A 293-nucleotide genomic window follows, 5' to 3' on the forward strand; every position below is an offset into this window, starting at 1 on the left:
GATCCAAAAGCGGCCGTCACTTCGATTACCGACTCGATCGACAACACCACGGTTTCTCTGAGTGCTGATAAAGCCTCCGTGGTTGAAGGCGGCGACATCACTTACACCGCTACCTTGACCAACAAGGCGCAAACCGACGTTACCGTGACGCTTTCGAACGGTCAGACGATCACTATTAAAGCCGGTGAGACCACAGGCTCCACGGTTTTCCACACTCCAGCTAACGACGTCTACAACAACGGTTCCACCGTCAGCACCACCATCGCCAAAACTGCGGGCGGCAACTTCGAGAA

1 protein-coding gene is annotated in these 293 nt (G+C 54.6%); it reads left to right on the plus strand.

Annotated features, from left to right (window positions below; translation table 11 throughout):
- Positions 1-293, plus strand: a 293-nt coding sequence (locus tag AOA59_RS00070) for an immunoglobulin-like domain-containing protein (protein ID WP_371919045.1), incomplete at both ends; no start/stop codon positions are given.

The sequence above is a fragment of the Pseudomonas sp. 2822-15 genome, from assembly GCF_002742515.1.
In the GTDB taxonomy this organism is placed as follows: domain Bacteria; phylum Pseudomonadota; class Gammaproteobacteria; order Pseudomonadales; family Pseudomonadaceae; genus Aquipseudomonas; species Aquipseudomonas salomonii.